This is a genomic window from Citrobacter sp. Cf072 (assembly GCF_030334485.1).
Classification (GTDB): domain Bacteria; phylum Pseudomonadota; class Gammaproteobacteria; order Enterobacterales; family Enterobacteriaceae; genus Citrobacter; species Citrobacter freundii.
Genome location: NZ_JAOWDX010000038.1, coordinates 226193 through 240855 on the forward strand (window position 1 = coordinate 226193; position 14663 = coordinate 240855).

16 protein-coding genes are annotated in these 14663 nt (G+C 50.6%); 9 read left to right on the forward strand and 7 right to left on the reverse strand.

Annotated features, from left to right (window positions below):
- The first annotated feature begins 72 nt into the window (after nucleotides 1-72).
- From fumD to ydhT, 7 genes are all read left to right on the forward strand, one after another.
- A complete protein-coding gene (fumD, locus tag OGX66_RS07015) occupies nucleotides 73-282 on the forward strand; it encodes a fumarate hydratase FumD (RefSeq protein WP_003029345.1) in 210 nt (69 codons plus the stop codon).
- A gap of 481 nt (nucleotides 283-763) precedes the next feature.
- On the forward strand, nucleotides 764-1390 hold the full coding sequence (locus OGX66_RS07020) for a ferredoxin-like protein (protein WP_003029338.1): 627 nt from the start codon (nucleotides 764-766) through the stop codon (nucleotides 1388-1390).
- Between the two features lie 120 nt (nucleotides 1391-1510).
- Nucleotides 1511-3613: an aldehyde ferredoxin oxidoreductase gene (locus tag OGX66_RS07025; RefSeq protein WP_087878766.1), complete on the forward strand. Its 2103-nt coding sequence runs from the start codon at nucleotides 1511-1513 to the stop codon at nucleotides 3611-3613.
- Between the two features lie 10 nt (nucleotides 3614-3623).
- Complete coding sequence (locus OGX66_RS07030) at nucleotides 3624-4289, forward strand: YdhW family putative oxidoreductase system protein (RefSeq protein WP_270932833.1); 666 nt, start codon at nucleotides 3624-3626, stop codon at nucleotides 4287-4289.
- 63 nt (nucleotides 4290-4352) lie between these two features.
- Nucleotides 4353-5021 carry a 4Fe-4S dicluster domain-containing protein gene (locus tag OGX66_RS07035; RefSeq protein WP_003029332.1) on the forward strand — a complete coding sequence of 223 codons (669 nt, stop codon included), beginning with the start codon at nucleotides 4353-4355 and terminating at the stop codon, nucleotides 5019-5021.
- Nucleotides 5018-5803 carry a thiosulfate reductase cytochrome B subunit gene (phsC, locus tag OGX66_RS07040; RefSeq protein ID WP_270932832.1) on the forward strand — a complete coding sequence of 262 codons (786 nt, stop codon included), beginning with the start codon at nucleotides 5018-5020 and terminating at the stop codon, nucleotides 5801-5803. Before OGX66_RS07035 ends, phsC begins: the two co-directional genes overlap by 4 nt.
- Before the next feature lie 51 nt (nucleotides 5804-5854).
- Nucleotides 5855-6619, forward strand: coding sequence for a protein YdhT (gene ydhT, locus OGX66_RS07045; protein ID WP_423220689.1), 765 nt, complete (start codon nucleotides 5855-5857; stop codon nucleotides 6617-6619).
- 9 nt (nucleotides 6620-6628) lie between these two features.
- Here the strand turns inward: ydhT and OGX66_RS07050 are convergent, their stop codons facing one another.
- From OGX66_RS07050 to OGX66_RS07065, 4 genes are read right to left on the reverse strand one after another with little or no spacing between them, the layout of a single operon-like run.
- Complete coding sequence (locus OGX66_RS07050; protein ID WP_003029326.1) at nucleotides 6629-7306, reverse strand: amino acid ABC transporter permease; 678 nt, start codon at nucleotides 7304-7306, stop codon at nucleotides 6629-6631.
- Nucleotides 7296-8081 (reverse strand): amino acid ABC transporter permease, encoded by a 786-nt coding sequence (locus tag OGX66_RS07055; RefSeq protein ID WP_270932831.1) that lies wholly within the window; start codon nucleotides 8079-8081, stop codon nucleotides 7296-7298. Before OGX66_RS07055 ends, OGX66_RS07050 begins: the two co-directional genes overlap by 11 nt.
- Complete coding sequence (locus OGX66_RS07060; protein WP_003029322.1) at nucleotides 8081-8899, reverse strand: amino acid ABC transporter ATP-binding protein; 819 nt, start codon at nucleotides 8897-8899, stop codon at nucleotides 8081-8083. Before OGX66_RS07060 ends, OGX66_RS07055 begins: the two co-directional genes overlap by 1 nt.
- A 1-nt stretch (nucleotide 8900) precedes the next feature.
- Nucleotides 8901-9734, reverse strand: a complete 834-nt coding sequence (locus tag OGX66_RS07065; protein ID WP_270932830.1) for an ABC transporter substrate-binding protein — start codon at nucleotides 9732-9734, stop codon at nucleotides 8901-8903.
- A gap of 305 nt (nucleotides 9735-10039) precedes the next feature.
- Between OGX66_RS07065 and OGX66_RS07070 the strand changes: the two genes are divergently transcribed.
- Complete coding sequence (locus tag OGX66_RS07070; RefSeq protein ID WP_049001317.1) at nucleotides 10040-10933, forward strand: LysR family transcriptional regulator; 894 nt, start codon at nucleotides 10040-10042, stop codon at nucleotides 10931-10933.
- A gap of 51 nt (nucleotides 10934-10984) precedes the next feature.
- On the opposite strand, the gene OGX66_RS07075 is transcribed toward OGX66_RS07070, so the two are convergent.
- Entirely contained in the window at nucleotides 10985-11125 is a 141-nt protein-coding gene (locus tag OGX66_RS07075) for a hypothetical protein (RefSeq protein WP_003832695.1), read from the reverse strand.
- 332 nt (nucleotides 11126-11457) lie between these two features.
- Between OGX66_RS07075 and OGX66_RS07080 the strand changes: the two genes are divergently transcribed.
- Entirely contained in the window at nucleotides 11458-12939 is a 1482-nt protein-coding gene (locus OGX66_RS07080) for an APC family permease (protein WP_003029313.1), read from the forward strand.
- Between the two features lie 21 nt (nucleotides 12940-12960).
- Here the strand turns inward: OGX66_RS07080 and OGX66_RS07085 are convergent, their stop codons facing one another.
- Complete coding sequence (locus OGX66_RS07085; RefSeq protein ID WP_003029308.1) at nucleotides 12961-13659, reverse strand: cache domain-containing protein; 699 nt, start codon at nucleotides 13657-13659, stop codon at nucleotides 12961-12963.
- Nucleotides 13660-13683: 24 nt separating this feature from the next.
- Complete coding sequence (locus OGX66_RS07090) at nucleotides 13684-14409, reverse strand: FadR/GntR family transcriptional regulator (RefSeq protein ID WP_003029304.1); 726 nt, start codon at nucleotides 14407-14409, stop codon at nucleotides 13684-13686.
- Between the last annotated feature and the right edge of the window lie 254 nt (nucleotides 14410-14663).

A 14663-nucleotide genomic window follows, 5' to 3' on the forward strand; every position in this document is an offset into this window, starting at 1 on the left:
TTTCATTGAATTTTGTCTAAATCCTCAGAGTGATATATGCTGTTGGTTTGAGTTAATGACGAGCGGGCAAAAATGGGAAATCAGACGAAAGACGACGAGTTGTACCGTGAAATGTGCAGAGTAGTCGGTAAAGTAGTGCTGGAAATGCGCGATCTGGGACAAGAGCCTAAGCATATCGTCATTGCGGGAGTATTGAGAACCACCCTTGCGAACCAGCGTGTGAAGCGCAGTGAGTTAGAAAAACAGGCTATTGAGACCGTAATTAAAGCATTGGCCGGTTAATCCGCAAAAAGAGGGCGGTAGTTTCTCTCGCCGTCCTCTTATTCTCATTACGTTAATCTATCAATAATTATAATTTAGCGTTGCAATTAATGCTATCAAACTCGCTATATATTTAATTGTATATCGGATGATATATAAAAATATATATGAGAGTGGAGTCACAAATATTTGCAATACATATGAAGTGCTATTTCAATTTATCTTAATGATAATAAATCTCACTCCGCATTAATTATATCCCTTCCGTTTTTTAATTGATGACGATCAAGACTATGCATGCTGAATAACCACATTATTTCTGTGCCTAACCCTAAAGGATTAGATTCATTCAGTTTAACCACCGTCATTTATGCGATCAGGTTAGGGCAAAAATTTACGTGTTGTTGGCAACATTAACCGCCCGATATGGCTTGACCTGCGCTGGTTTAAATTAGCCTGAAGGTGTTGCTACCACAGCATTTGCGAAGAGGATGCGAAATAAATGAACCAGGTTGATCGTCCATTTTTAGATTGTGGTTTAACGCGACTAGAATTTCTGCGGATATCAGGAAAAGGACTGGCGGGATTAACGATTGCTCCCGCGCTGTTATCCCTTTTTGGTTGTAAGCAGGAAGATGTCGATAGTGGGACTGTTGGGCTTATCAATACGCCTAAAGGGGTTTTGGTGACCCAGCGAGCTCGCTGTACGGGCTGTCACCGCTGCGAAATTTCCTGTACCAATTATAACGATGGGGCGGTGGGTACCTTCTTTTCCCGGATAAAAATCCATCGCAATTTCTTCTTTGGCGATGATGGTGTCGGGTCCGGTGGTGGGCTGTATGGCGATTTAAACTATACCGCTGATACCTGCCGGCAATGCAAAGATCCGCAGTGTATGAAGGTCTGCCCGATAGGTGCAATTACCTGGAAGCAGGAAGACGGTTGTATTGCGGTGGACCACAAACGCTGTATTGGCTGTAGCGCGTGTACCACAGCCTGCCCGTGGATGATGGCGACCGTAAATACCGAAACGAAAAAGTCCTCAAAATGTGTGTTATGCGGGGAATGCGCCAATGCTTGTCCGACTGGGGCATTAAAAATTATCGAGTGGAAAGATATTACTGTTTGATAGATAGCAGGCATACCTGATTCGCGCCATTAATTGCCAAAAATACCGCAGTTTTGGATAAAAAAGCTGCCTGAAGAATGGCGGGTATATCTATTAAACCTTCTTGCAAAGGAAAACATGATGGCTAATGGTTGGACAGGTACTATTTTACGGGTCAATCTCACCACGGGTAATATCACCCTTGAAGATTCCAGTAAATTTAAAAAATTTGTCGGTGGGATGGGCTTTGGTTATAAAATTATGTACGACGAAGTCCCGCCAGGCACCATGCCTTTTGATGAAGGGAATAAGTTGGTTTTTGCCACCGGACCATTAACGGGTTCTGGCGCTCCCTGTAGCTCCCGCGTCAATATCACCTCCTTATCGACATTTACCAAAGGCAATTTAGTCGTGGATGCTCATATGGGCGGTTTCTTTGCCGCACAAATGAAATTCGCCGGTTACGACGCCATTATTATTGAAGGCAAGTCCGAATCGCCGGTCTGGATCAACATTAAAGACGATAAGGTTAGCATCGAAAAAGCCGATTTCCTGTGGGGTAAGGGGACGCGAGCCACAACTGAAGAAATTTGTCGCATCACCAGCCCGGAAACCTGCGTCGCCGCGATTGGCCAGGCGGGGGAAAATCTGGTGCCGCTCTCCTGCATGATCAACAGTCGCAACCACAGCGGCGGAGCTGGTACTGGCGCAGTAATGGGCTCGAAAAACCTGAAGGCTATTGCGGTAGAAGGGACCAAAGGCGTCAATATTGCCGATCGCAAAGAGATGAAGCGGCTCAATGACTACATGATGACCGAGCTCATCGGCGCTAACAACAACCACGTTGTGCCAAGCACCCCGCAGGCCTGGGCAGAATACTCTTCGCCAAACTCGCGCTGGACGGCGCGTAAAGGGCTGTTCTGGGGCGCAGCAGAAGGCGGACCAATCGAAACCGGGGAAATCCCGCCGGGCAACCAAAATACGGTAGGTTTCCGTACCTATAAATCGGTGTTCGATCTGGGGCCAGCCGCAGAAAAATACACGGTCAAAATGAGCGGCTGTCATTCATGCCCTATTCGTTGTATGTCACAGCTCAATGTTCCGCGGGTGAAAGATTTTGGCGTGCCGAGTACCGGCGGCAACACTTGTGTGGCGAACTTTGTACACACCACCATTTTCCCCAATGGCCCGAAAGATTTTGACGATAAAGACGATGGGCGTGTGGTGGGAAACCTGATTGGTCTGAACCTGTTTGACGATTACGGTATCTGGTGTAACTACGGCCAGTTGCACCGTGATTTTACTTATTGCTATTCGAAAGGCGTCTTTAAACGCGTACTGCCGGCTGAAGAGTATGCGGAGATCCGCTGGGATCAGTTGGAAGCGGGTGATCCTAATTTTATTAAAGACTTCTACTATCGGTTGGCGCATCGCGTGGGGGAACTCAGTCACCTTGCGGACGGCTCGTATGCCATTGCTGAACGCTGGGATTTGGGCGAAGAGTACTGGGGTTATGCCAAAAATAAACTGTGGTCGCCGTTCGGTTTTCCTGTTCACCATGCGAACGAGGCTTCAGCGCAGGTGGGGGCGATCACCAACTGTATGTTTAACCGTGACTGCATGGCGCACACCCATATCAACTTCATCGGTTCCGGTTTGCCGTTGAAATTGCAGCGCGAAGTGGCGGGCGAGCTGTTTGGTTCACAGGATGCCTACGATGAAACCAAAAACTACACCCCGATCAATGCTGCCAAGATCAAATATGCCAAATGGACGCTGCTGAAAGTCTGTCTGCATAACGCGGTTACGTTGTGTAACTGGGTTTGGCCGATGACGGTTTCACCACTCAAGAGCCGTAACTATCGCGGAGACTTGGATCTGGAAGCGAAGTTCTTCCAGGCAGTCACCGGTGATGAAACCACGCAGGCGAGTCTGGACCTGGCCGCTGAACGCATCTTTACCCTGCATCGCGCTTATACGGTCAAACTGATGCAAACCAAGGATATGCGCAATGAGCACGATCTCATCTGCTCCTGGGTATTCGATAAAGATCCGAAGATCCCGGTCTTCACTGAAGGAACCGACAAGATGGACAGGGAGGATATGCGTCAGTCATTGACGATGTTCTATCAGGAAATGGGCTGGGATCCAGAGCTGGGTTGCCCAACGCGTGAAACCCTGAACCGACTCGGACTTGAAGACGTGGCAGCTGATTTGGCGGCGCAAGATCTGTTGCCAGCGTAAGGAACGTGAGATGACTAACGTGAGCAACGTTCTGGCACCCGTAGAGGCGCTTCCTGACGAGGTTGATAGTCAAAAGAGACACTGGCTGCAGGCGTTTCACCCGTCGGTAGAGCAGGTGACTGCGCCGCAGGTTCAGGATCCTGCCAGCCCGGAGTCGATTGTGGCAGATTTTATCCGCCAGCATTCGGCATCGGGGCAATTGGTGGGGCGCAGCGTGTTTCTGCTGCCACCTTATTCCGTCCCTGAAACCGATCTATCCGTGCTGCTGGATGCGCTGTGTCAGGACGCAATTAACGCGGATATCACCCGTGTGCAGGGCGCGGAAGATGTCTATTTCTACTCAACGCAAACCATGACGGCAAACTACGCCGACATGTGCGTGCAGGTGGTGGAAAACGACATCTGCCGTGCGATTGCCGAGGCGGTACGCTTCGACGGCCGCACGTATCCTCGCCCCTATAAGGTCGCCATGTTGACGCAACCGCCGTATAGCTTTGAATCTCAGCAGATTACAGCGGCGCTAACGGCTATGGAAACGCATCCCGATTACGCAGATATACGTACTGTGGAATCGTCAAATGCGGAACCTTATCTGTTTAGCGAACGTTTTATGAGTTATGGCAAAGCGTACGGCCTGTGTGAATGGCTTGAGGTTGAGCAGTATCAGAACCCCTGAATTATTCAGGTTGATGTCATGGAACGTGTGGACGACCACTGTCACAGTTTAGAGGATAACCCGATGTCCTTCACCCGACGAAAATTTGTCATTGGCATGGGGACGGTGATTTTTTTCACCGGCCCAGGTCAAAATCTGTTAGCGAGTACCAGGAGCCCTAAAGCCGTTCGTTACGTCATGATTCACGACGAATCACTGTGTAACGGATGTAATATCTGCGCGCGGGCCTGCAGGAAAACCAACCATGTTCCTGCCCAGGGCAGCCGTTTGTCGATAGCGCATATTCCAGTCTCGGACAACGACAACGAAACGCTGTATCACTACTTCCGTCAATCCTGCCAGCATTGTGATGATGCGCCTTGTATTGAGGTGTGTCCGACCGGTGCCTCCTGGCGGGATGAGAACGGTATTGTGCGAGTAGATACGTCTTCCTGTATCGGCTGCAGTTACTGTATTGGTGCGTGTCCTTATCAGGTTCGTTATCTCAACCCGCATACCAAAGTGGCGGATAAATGCGACTTTTGCGCTGAATCACGCCTGGCGAAAGGTTTTCCACCGATCTGCGTTAACGCTTGCCCGGAACATGCGCTGATTTTTGGCCGTGAAGATAGCCCGGAAATTCAGACCTGGTTGCGAGAAAACAAGTATTACGAATATCAACTTGCAGGCGCCGGGAAACCCCATCTGTATCGTCGGTTCGGTCAACATTTGATTAAAAAGGAAAATGTATGAACGCGTCGCAAAATGCCGAACAGTTTCACGCCCAGCTTGCGCAGTATGTTCCCCTGTTTTCACCGGACTACTGGCCCGTGTGGTTAGTCGTTGCCGGGTTAATGCTGGTGGGAATGTGGCTGGTGCTGGCGCTTCACGCCATGCTGCGCTTTCGGGCGGCACATAAAACGTCGGCAGGGCACGGTGAGAAGGTCTATTTATATTCGAAGGCTGTTCGTTTGTGGCACTGGTCGAATGTGCTGCTGTTTTTGCTACTTCTGGTCAGTGGCCTGGTCAATCACTTCTCTGCCGTCAGCGCACCGGTAATGAAAAGCCTGCTTACCGTTCATGAGGTTTGCGGCTTTTTGCTACTTGCCTGCTGGGTTGGTTTTGTGCTGATCAACCTGATTGGCGGCAACGGACATCACTATATTATTCAACGTCAGGGCTGGATCGCTCGCGCGCAAAGACAAACACGTTTTTACCTGTTTGGCATTATGCAGGGCGAGTCACACCCATTCCCGGCATCACCGCGTTCTAAATTCAATCCGCTACAGCAGGCGGCCTACGTTGGCGTGATGTATGGGTTGCTGCCACTACTGCTGATTTCTGGGTTGTTATCGCTTTACCCGACGGTCGTCGGAGATCTGTTTCCTGGTGTGCGTTACTGGCTGCTTCAGGCGCACTTTGCGCTGGCAATTGTCAGTCTGTTTTTCATTTTTGGGCATCTTTATCTTTGCACTACGGGCCGCACGCCGGGCGAAACCTTCAAGTGTATGGTGGATGGCTACCACCGGCATTAAGCGATGATGATTACACGAAGTGACTTACGGGCCTGGCGTGTTGGGCCCGTCATGTATCGCTGGTTTCTACGCGCGTTTCCCGCAGGAGGAAGCTATGCCGATGTTCATCGCGCGCTCCAGCGGGAAGGGTATACCGATTGGGCAAATAGCCTGGTGGAATACGGCTGGTCGAAATGGCGGGAAGAGGCGAGTTTTGCTCAGCAGGATATTGACGCAATGGGGAATATTTCCTGTGAGCAAGCAGCGGAGGAAACCAGTCGTCCGTTGGCGAGTGCGGAAGATTATGCCCGATTTAGCAGTGCGGGTGACAACGTTAAAATTGCCAGCGCCGGGTATGCCGCACAGATCGCCAGTGCCGGTTACAGCGTACGGATTGGCAGTGTAGGCTATAACACGCATATCGGCAGTTCAGGCGATCGTGGGCGAATAGCGATTGCGGGAAATTCGGCGCGTATCAGCAGTGTGGGCGACGGAACGCGTATCGCCAGTACTGGCATGCGCGTACGCATCAGTTCGCTTGGCGACCGAAACCGGGTTGCCAGTAGCGGTGATTTAACCCAGGTAGCCTGTTTTGGCGCAGAGGCAAAAATCGCTAACTGCGCGGACAATATCCACATTATTGCCAGCGGAGAGAACGCTGTTGTTGCCAGTACCGGTACTGTAGATTCGATAACGCTCGGTCCCGGCGGATGTGCGGCGCTGGCTTATCACGATGGCGAGAGAATGCGCTTTGCGCTTGCCGTTGAAGGGGAAAAAAACATTCGGGCGGGCGTGAAATATCGGCTCAACGAAGACCATCAGTTTGTGGAATGTTGAGCCGAGAGGTTATTTTAGTGCGAAGCGGCGCTGGGTGATTTTCTCCAGGCTAAAGCACAGCAGGTAATAGACCAGTCCGGTAAAGATAAAAATGGCTGCCGGGTAGATTTGCACCCGGCTGTTAACCTGACCGGCAACCGTCGTGAGTTCCGGTACGTTAACGATAAATGCCAGTGACGTGTCCTTCAGTAGCCCAATGAAAATCCCCGTCAACGACGGCAGTACGTTACGCAGCACCTGCGGCAGCAAGATAAGCCACAGGGCCTGATCCGGGCGAAACCCCTGAACGACTGCCGCTTCATATTGCCCACCAGGCAGTGCGCTAATTCCAGCATACACCGAGTGCATCACCGAAGCGGCAGTGAACCATGCCAGCGCCAGCGTCACGGTAACGGCACCGGGCAGATCGCTTCCGGTCAGCATGGGTAGCAAATACCACATCCAGAAAATCACAAAGATGAGCGGAATGCCGCGAATAAATTCTGCCCAGATAAACAACCCGTTGCGAACCGCGCCTGGAAATCGCCAGGCGCAGCAGGCAAGAACGATCCCGCCAGGCAGCGCCAGCAAAGCCGCACCGATAGCCATCAGCAAAGTGAGCAGTACACCACCGGGTTGCCCCTCAGCTACACGTCCCCACAGGAGATAGTCAAGATTGTCGGTAATGACCGAAATATTAGCGATCATGCAGTATGCTCCTGACGCTGAAGATGCGCATTCTTACCTTTGACGATTTACCCGCCGCCGGCCGCGGGCCAAGACGCGTAAGCAACATACCCAGCACGATGCCGGTAAACAGATAGAGTGCGGTGCCAACGGCAAAGGCTTCCAGCGCGTGCGCGTTGTAGCTCTCAATTTGCCGTACCTGGTAGGTGAGCTCAGCAAATCCAATACCGCTGGCAAGCGAGGAAAGCTTCATCAGGTTGAGATATTGCCCAACAATGGGTTGCCAGGCGTTTGCCAGTCCCTGAGGCAGTAGAATGTGACGAAATATCGCCCAGGATGAAAACCCCTGCGCCACGGCAGCCTCGCGTTGTCCGGCAGAAACTGCCTGTAAACCTGAGGCGATCTCTTCGACCAAAAATGCTGAGGTAAATACGCCCAGTCCCCATGCTGAACAGATAAACTCCGGTGTTAACCACCAGATATCACCCGGCAGAATTGACCATGGATGATCAGCATTGATGAAGCTAATGACGTCACGGGGAAGCCAGTTCCATGCGGCAAAATACCAGAACATCAGTTGCACCAGTAAAGGTGTATTGCGAAACACCGAGACCCACACCCCGACCATCGTTTTAGCGAGACGATTGCCCGTCAGTCGCAGGCTGAGCAGTGAGATGGCAATGAGCGTGGCGAGCACGATACCTGCCAGCGTCACCCAAAGCGTGGTAAGAAAACCAGAAATTATCCATTGCAGGGGTTGCCCGCTCAGCACTCCCTGCCAGTCCATTGCATGCATTATGATGATGACTCCTGGTGTAACGGGTCGAGCACTTTTTTCAGGAAACGCTGGGTTCTCGGGTGCTGTGGTTGGACGAAAAAATCCTCCGGCGGGGCCACTTCAAGAATATCGCCACCATCGATGAAAACCACACGATCGGCAATCTCGCGGGCGAAATGCATTTCGTGGGTCACGACGATCATGGTGATACCGCTGTGGGCGAGATTTTTCATCACCTGCAATACCTCGCCGATCATTTCAGGATCCAGCGCGGAGGTGGGCTCATCAAACAGAATAATTTGCGGTGATGAAGCCAGCGCGCGGGCGATGGCCACGCGCTGCTGCTGTCCACCGGACAACTGTGCGGCATAGGCATTGGCTTTTTCCGCCAGTCCCACCTTTTCCAGCAACTCAAGTGCCCGACGATCCGCTTCCGTCTTATTCCAGCCGTGAACATATTCCAGCGCCAGCGCGATGTTTTGCAGTGCAGTCAGATGCGAATAGAGATTGAATTGCTGAAATACGAAACCGATACGGCTGCGTAGCTGGCGTAATGCCGCCCCGCGCAACTGGCTAATTGGTTTACCATCAATGAAGATTTCGCCATCGCTGAGCGACTCCAACTGGTTGATAAGACGTATAAGAGTGGACTTTCCAGAACCGGAAGGTCCCAGAATGGTCACCACTTCACCGGGCTCAACTGCCAGGTTGACGCCGTTAAGTACAGTTTGAGCGCCATACTCTTTAACCACATTGCGTAGCTCGACGCTCGCCTGACGCAAATGGGTAAAATCCGCAGCCGAAGCTGCGGAACGATGAAAAAGGGCTGAGAGCATATTATTTGGCTTCTATTTTAAAGGCGCGGGCTTGTGGATTTTTGGTTTCAGGACCAAACCAGACATCATAAATTTTGGCCGCCTGCCCGGTAGATTCCAGCTTCAAAAGTTCATCGTTGACGGCTTTTAACAACGCTGGCTCACCTTTTTTCACCCCCACGCCAATCTCTTCTTTGCTCAGCAGGTCCGGTAGAATTTTGAAATCTGCTTTATCCGGCGCACCGCCTAATAAACCGGCCAGAATCGTACTGTCCTGGGTGATGGCCTGAACATTGCCGTTGCGCAGTGCAGTTAACGCTAGCGGGATATCGTCATAGGCCAGTACGCGCGACTGCGGGAAGCGCTGATGCAGTGCCTGTTCACCAGTAGTGCCTTTTACCGCGCCGATGCGTGCTTTGCTGTATTGATCGAGCTTATCCGGAGATTTTGCTGGCACAAGAAACTGCTGGCCGGTAACAAAATAGGGGACGGAGAAATCTATTACCTGCGACCGCTCAGGCGTGATCGTGATATCCGCAACGATTAAATCGGCTTTACCAGATTGTAATAACGGAATTCGGTTTGCCGGATTGGTCGCCACCAGTTCCAGTTTTACACCAAGAGATTTGGCCAGCGCTTCGGCAAAATCGACGTCGTAGCCGACAATCTTATGCGTTTTGGCATCGATGGAGCCAAACGGCGGGTTCGCGTCAAATGTTGCGACTTTTACTACGCCTGCGGCTTTGATATCGGCCAGTTGGTCGGCCTGAGCCTGTGAGACGCTAATGCCTGATGCCAGCAGGATGCCGAGTGCCAGCAGTGTTTTTTTAGCGCGGTAAGTTTTCGTAGCCATCATTGTATGAAATCCCTGTAGTTTTTGGTTTGTGCTTTTTACGCTCCCATAACTTACGGTTGGGACAAAATAAGAAAAAATTCTTATCTATATACAAAATGTTATTAGTGAAGGATGTGTTAATAGCGGGTGAAAATAATGCATGAGTGAAAGGTAAAATAGTGCATAAGCCTGATAATAATTTGCATTTTGTTTATGTTTGAGGGCACGCTTGAATAAGATTGAGCTGTGCTAATGTCCAGAAGGTTTACTGGAATACCCTCCAGACCTGTACCATATGTCACAACAGGTTTGGATTGGGGATAAGCATGCTGCGTGATAATTTTAACGATCTCTATTATCTCATTATCGTTGCGCGCGAGCGTAGTTTTACCCGGGCAGCGGCAAAACTTGGGGTTTCGCAATCCGCGCTAAGCCATGCGATTCGTGGGCTTGAAGAACGGCTGGATGTACGGCTTCTCACCCGCACCACGCGCAGCGTTGCGCCGACCGAAGCCGGAGAACGGCTTATCAACAGTATCAGCCCGCGTTTTGATGACATTGAAACAGAGCTGCTGGCATTAACCGATGTCCGTCAGCGGGTGGCTGGTAACATACGGCTGACGCTGGGCGAACATGCATTGCAATCTACCGTCTGGCCCGCGCTGGAGCCGTTTTTGCAGACATACCCTGATGTGAATGTGGAAATGACCATCGACAATAGTCTGACGGATATTGTGACTGGCCGCTATGACGCGGGTATTCGGCTTGGCGAGCAGGTAGCAAAAGACATGGTCGCTGTCAGAATTGGCCCGGACTGGCGCATGGTAGTGGTGGGGGCACCGACGTATTTTGCTCGCCATGGCAAACCGCAAACCCCTCACGACCTGCAAAACCACAGCTGTATTAACATGCGTATGCCGACGCTGGGCGGATTATACGCATGGGAGTTTGCTAAAGACGGACAAGATTTGCGCGTGCGGGTTGAAGGACAGCTTATTTTTAACAATCTACCCCCGCGAATTAGCGCAGCGATTGCCGGAAGGGGGCTGGCTTTTGTGCCGGAAGATACCGTCGAGCAGGCTGTTGCAGAGGGGGCGTTGGAAAAAGTTTTGGAGGACTGGTGTGAACCTTTTCCTGGCTATTATTTGTACTATCCCAGCCGAAAACAGCATACCGCTGCCTTTGCGCAACTGATTGAGGCCTTACGGTATACGGGCTGAAGTGGGGGGGGGAACAGGCAATAAAAAACCGGCATTGCGCCGGTTTGGAAATCAGATTTTGCAGGCGTCGCCGCAGTCATTATCAGCAATAATTTCCTGCGCTTTCTTGTCTGCATCTTCCAGACGTTCAGCGTTACGCTCTTGCGCTTCTTCCAGTCCATCAAAGACCAGATTATCGAGATCAATTTCCATCATTCACCTGCTCAGGTTCAGCGTTTAACATCGCGTTATTATATTGCAAAAATGTTGCTTAACAGCAGCGATTCTTGCTACTTAGCATCGAACGCAATCCGCTGTGCGTATTTATCCGCCAAAGTGGCCCACGGTTCGCAATTGCTAAAGAATTGTTGGTTGTAAATACCGCAAAATTCTCGCTCTCTCTACCGTTTTATTCCCACTTTTTCATTAACGTGATGCGCGATCATTTTTAACAAATCTGCGACAAAATCACTATACATATAACTTAATATCTTTTATACATTAATTGTTCAACCCTGCGACTATTCCACAAAAGAGAAAGCTATATGGAACAGACACCTGATAAGAAAAACGATAATTTTCAAAAAGATGGCAAAGAACAGTTCAATAGATCGATCGGTTTAATTTCAAACTTTGCGTTGGGTTTTACCTACCTGTCGCCGCTTACCGCCGTCTACTCGCTGTTTGCGCTGGCCGTAACGCTGGCGGGGCCGCCTGCAGTATGGTGGATTTTAATCGTCGCATGTGGGCAACTTTTGGTGGCGCTGGTGTTTGGTGAGGTCGCTTCCCAGTATCCGATAACCGGCGGGCTTTACCCTTGGGCCAGAAGGTTGTGGGGCAAGAAATATGCGTGGATCGCCGCCTGGATCTACCTGTGGGCACTGGTGGTCACCATTACGTCGATCGCGGAATATACATCAACGTTTGTTGAATCACTCTTCCATTATGGTCAGACTCCAGCCACGATGTTGGTGACTTCCGTTCTGCTGCTGCTGTTGATGATGGCGGTTAATATGTCCGGGACTAAAAATCTGGCCCGGGTGGCGAAAATTGGTTTCTGGTGTGAAATTGTTAGCGTGATCGCGCTGGGGATTTATCTGCTGATTTTCCACCGTTCGCAGCCGTTCTCTGTAATTTTTGACTCGATGGGTGTGCTGGCTCATGACGGCAGCTATTCCACCGCATTTATGTCTGCTGCGCTGATGGGACTGTTTATGTTCTTTGGCTTTGAGGCCTGCGGTAACGTTGCGGAAGAGGTGCAGAATCCCAGTAAAAAGATCCCAGTGGCGATGATTTTAAGCATCGTATTCGGCGCGATTTCCGCCATTATTTCTGTTATGGGTTATCTGTTGGCTTCACCGAATCTGGTCAGCATCGTGAATGGCAAAACGTCCGATCCGATCCCGGCAATCCTTAATGAAGCTCTGGGTGAAACCGGCGCGACTGTCTTTATCGTCGTCGCGATTATCGCCATGTTGTCGTGCATTTTGTCTCTCCAGGCTGCGTTAAGCCGTCTTATCTTTTCTTTCTCCCGCGACAGAATGCTGCCGGGAAGTGAATGGATGGCCAAAATCTCTAAAAATGGTGTTCCGGATAATGCCATGGTCGTCAGTTGCCTACTGCCAGTGATCATCTGTGTTTGGGTTTATTTCCAGCCAGATAACCTGTCGCGTATCACCGCGTTTGCTGTTATCGGGATTTACATCTCGTTCCAGATGGTTGTGCTGGCCGCGCTGCGTCAGCGCCTGAAAGGCTGGAAACCGGCGGGGGAGTGGACCATTGGCGGTTGGGGCGTAATCGTGAATGTGTTGGCGTTAGCTTACGGATTGTGCGGGATCTGGTTACTGGCGCAACCGGCGGACAGCAGCGACTTCATTGACCGTTGGACGGTCCTGTTCGGCCTGGCGATTGTCGTTGGCTCGGGACTTATTTATATGTTCCTGACCCGTCCGTTTGGTCGTTCAGCGGCGCCGGAAAACGACGCCATTGCGTACGCCAGTAAGCTCAATATGGGGCAGGATAACTAAAAACTAAGGGCCTTCGGGCCCTTAGTTTTGATAGTGATAAAGGATGAAGTAGTCGCTCTGATACACCACGGTACTATTTGCAGGTGACAGCAATTCACCCACGCGAAAACGTGGCCAACTGGAGAAAATGATCCTGTTTTCCAGATTGGTCAGAATCACATAATCAGGATGAGCGCAGGAGAGCAGTTCGGCTTCTATCTGACTGACCAGCAAATCGACCGCTGCAACACCGAGAAACTGGTCGTTGTAGTAGACCGGTACGGCTGACGTTAGGGTATAGGAGATATTGCAAATATAGTCGACGTAGGGACCGTGGATATAGGCTTTGCCAGCCGGAGGAGAATGCTTAAACCACTCAAAGGTTCTGAAATCCAGTCGTTGTTGCGTGGCCTGATCCAAATCCAGATGCGCCTGGCTCAAACCATTATCTTTCTTATACCACCACTCCAGCAACCAGTACTCTTTTGTGTTTGCGGTGCTCTCAATATGGCTGGCGAATCCCGCTCCTGAACAGTAATGGTTGTCACTGAGCGTGCGCTTGATGTGCTGTTGAACGGTGGATCTTACTGATGGGTCGAGAACGACCTCGGCTGAGGCCTTTTGTACTCCTGAAATCGCCTCATGGATGCTCCTCGCTAGCGCAACGGTAGAATCTACGGTAGAAACAGTTATGTCATCAATTTTACGGATTAATGCGCTTAGGGATGTCGAAGAGCTCATTGTCTGTCCTGCCTTCACTGATTGTCAGTTCGAGTTATATTTCAGCTTTTTTTCAATAAGGTAGTAGGTAAACGTGTCGATGATCCGTGTAGCAAACTGTACTGACTCTGCCTCGTTGTGAGCAGCCAGTGCATCGGCCAGCGCTGAATAAAGCGCGATAATTTCCGCATGAATACTGTCTGTGCGATAAAGTATCGCCACAAGTGATGCCCATTCAGCCTGAACTTGCAGCTCCTGATTGGCCAGTCGCGCTGAATGCGAACTGGCGGCAATCGCCAGCAGGCAACGCATATCGGCCTGGGTCATCAGCTCAGGTGAGTTTGCCTTTCTGAGTACCTCGACAAACTCGCGAAATTTGGCGATATCCGCACCGGTCATCCGTCGGGAAGCCAGCCTCGCGCTATGGCTAATAATGGCACAATGCATTTCACCCAGATCAGACAGATAATCCGTACTGATCGCTTTGAACGGGTGCAGGGCGCTATTTTTGCCATCGATATTTTCGCAAACGAAGCTCCCGCCATTACGACCACGAACCGTATGGATAAGATTATTAGCCCGAAGCGTGTTTAGCGCTTCTCTGATAGTGATATGTGAGACACCCATCATTTTTGCCAAATCAGTTTCGTTGGGAAGCTGTTCTTTTGGCTCCAGCAACCCCGTGATAATGGCATTTGAAAGGCGCTGGACTATCTGGTCTGAACGACTGACCTGCCCGATAGGCGCAAATATGACCGCGTGAGTAATCATAATCTTTTCTGTACTCAATTCCCTGAAACAACGACCATTTTTAACACATGCCCGTCGGGCAAGGAAGGTAAGAATGGCCGAGTTATTTTACATGCCTGGGCGCAACGTCACTGCACAAGCGGATGTGTGTCCCGATAACCTCATGATGAGCTGAGCATAACGCGTCAGCTGGCAATGAAAAGCCTTACCTTGCAAATGTGAAAATTAAGTTAAAAATGCGAGGCTTATCATAGTGTCAATGTTGCGCATTTGAA